Raw genomic sequence first — 2,106 nt, forward strand, 5'->3', positions numbered from 1 at the left:
TATTTTCTCTCTGCTTTATCTGAGCGGCAACAGCGCATTCTGCAGTTGTTGAAGGCTTCGGATGATATCTACCTCTCACTCACCGGATAATTTAGGCAACCCTTCCTAAATTTAAGCGAACCGTGAGCTTTTAAGCTTCGGAACGGAAATAATCAAATTTTGGCGAAAGCAAGACGAAAATCGAAAACCATAGAGGATATTGCTATAGCTAAACTATGAGAGCGCCAGTTAGCTATACTTCACAAAAGTCTGCAGCGTCCTCAATGCCTTTAAATAAGCTTGCTCGCTGTGGCACCTCCTATGCCATTTAGCTAGGTTAAGCTGGCATGACTATGGTGGGTCGCATAGTAGCGGCTCTCTGGGTTCCTCGTCTGAGTGAACTGCTTAAGAAGCATCTTAGCCAACTAGAGAGGAATCAGCGAATCGGGTTAATGGGGCGAGGACGCAGAGATTGCAGATATTAACATTCTGATCTATTTTTCCTTGCCAAGGCAGCAATTCTTATACTGAGAATGATTCTCACTCAAATGTCTGATTTCATCAATGTCAAACGGCTAGACCTTGTATCCTGTCGTCCAAACGCTCAGACGTAAAAGTCTTTGAAAGTCCTGATTTCAGTACAAATGTTTCAAAATGAGAATTGCTGTTGCCAAGGGAGGCCTCTTGCTTGAAAAAACGCTATGTGGAATAGCACTGAATTAAGGCTGGTGGGCAATGCTCACTCTAGGAAATATCAAGGCTTTCAGCGAGCCACAAAAGCTTATTTCAGTATTACTCGGGGCGTAAGGCGTTTACCCTTTATCCATGGGAAAGGCATTGTAAATTTTATGAATGCCTTCCCAGCCGTCTTTTGTGCCGGCATTCTGTCGAGCGATTTTTTCGGCTGACTGAATACTAGTGGCATGGACTGCCACCAGTGTTTTGGTCCCCCATTCAGAAACTAAAACGTAATACGCTTTTTGGTCAGAATCTGGTTGAGACGGCATCACGGGTAATCCAACAACAACACTGTATATAACTCTGTGTATCGCTGGGGGTTTTATGCATATTCATTACTGCGTACAGTATTTGTTTGGCACGGCCACTAGTCGGCACGGCCATAATAGGCGACACCTGAGGCCTCAGATGTTGTGGTGCTATCAGTCGTTCCTAACCAGGCCCACATCTGATCGCCTAGGGAAAAGTGCCACCATTCATTGGGATGTTGACGAAATCCGGCGGACTGCATGGCGCTAGCTAGGGTGGTGCGATCGCAATCAAACTGCTCTCCCCCTGGCCGCTCCGCAAAATAATCGGGATAGGACCGCTCTGAAATCTCATCAATCGCAGAGCCCATGTCCACCACCCGCTGCTGGTCGTCCACCAGGGTGATATCGATGGCCGCACCGGTACTGTGGGGTGGTGGGGTGGCCAGATCGTGACTGGGAGCCGCCCAAAACTGATAGACCTGGGCTAGCAAATCCGCTTTTGGCGGACTGGTATTAGACGGGTGTTCCCGCTGCCAGGTGTGCAACAGCTGTTCGTAGGTGTAGTCCACCATAAATTGCTGCACCGCAATGGGGCGATAGGCATCAAAAATTTGAATCTGCCAGCCGGGACTGTTTTCCTGCAAGTGTTCCTGTGCCTGAAATAATGCCTGTAGCACCCCTGAGCGCACATAGTAGGGAGAACGCTCACCATAGGGAGCCCCCAGGGCTGCATAGGGATGGGGGCTCACCACAGCAAACTGCTCTAGGGGGATAGGTATGAGGGGCTCGCCGCAGTCTTGGATGGGAATGCGGTGGTAGGGTTTGGGGAGCATGGGCAACTAGCCGACAGCCACAGGCTGTTTGACCATTTCCACAAAGTTGGCCAGCAGCTGTAGCCCGGTTTTGGCTGACTTCTCAGGGTGAAACTGAACGGCCATGAGATTGTCTTTGGTTACGGCAGCTGTGACGGTCTGGCTACCGTGGGTAACGGTCGCGGCCACGATGGTTGAATCGGTGGTTTCGGCGTAGTAAGAGTGGACAAAGTACACCCACTCGTCGGATGAAATAGTAGCCCAGAGGGGATGATCGGGCTGGGTGAGTTTGAGCTGATTCCAACCCATGTGGGGAATGGTAATGC

3 protein-coding genes are annotated in these 2,106 nt (G+C 49.9%); all 3 read right to left on the minus strand.

The window, feature by feature from the left end; genetic code table 11:
- Positions 1–791 precede the first annotated feature (791 nt).
- Entirely contained in the window at positions 792–986 is a 195-nt protein-coding gene (locus IQ260_RS30110; protein ID WP_193996725.1) for a hypothetical protein, read from the minus strand.
- A 98-nt stretch (positions 987–1,084) separates the two neighbouring features.
- Positions 1,085–1,801 carry a M15 family metallopeptidase gene (locus IQ260_RS30115; protein WP_193996726.1) on the minus strand — a complete coding sequence of 239 codons (717 nt, stop codon included), beginning with the start codon at positions 1,799–1,801 and terminating at the stop codon, positions 1,085–1,087.
- Between the two features lie 6 nt (positions 1,802–1,807).
- Positions 1,808–2,106: glutamine amidotransferase-related protein (locus IQ260_RS30120; protein WP_407657773.1), on the minus strand; the 299-nt coding region annotated here is incomplete at its 5' end.

Source organism: Leptolyngbya cf. ectocarpi LEGE 11479 (assembly GCF_015207065.1).
In the GTDB taxonomy this organism is placed as follows: domain Bacteria; phylum Cyanobacteriota; class Cyanobacteriia; order Phormidesmidales; family Phormidesmidaceae; genus Leptothoe; species Leptothoe ectocarpi.

Bases quoted from the DNA above. Each gene is read 5' to 3' on its own strand.
- IQ260_RS30110 (WP_193996725.1), bottom strand. From the start codon at position 986: ATGCCGTCTCAACCAGATTCTGACCAAAAAGCGTATTACGTTTTAGTT.
- IQ260_RS30115 (WP_193996726.1), bottom strand. From the start codon at position 1,801: ATGCTCCCCAAACCCTACCACCGCATTCCCATCCAAGACTGCGGCGAG.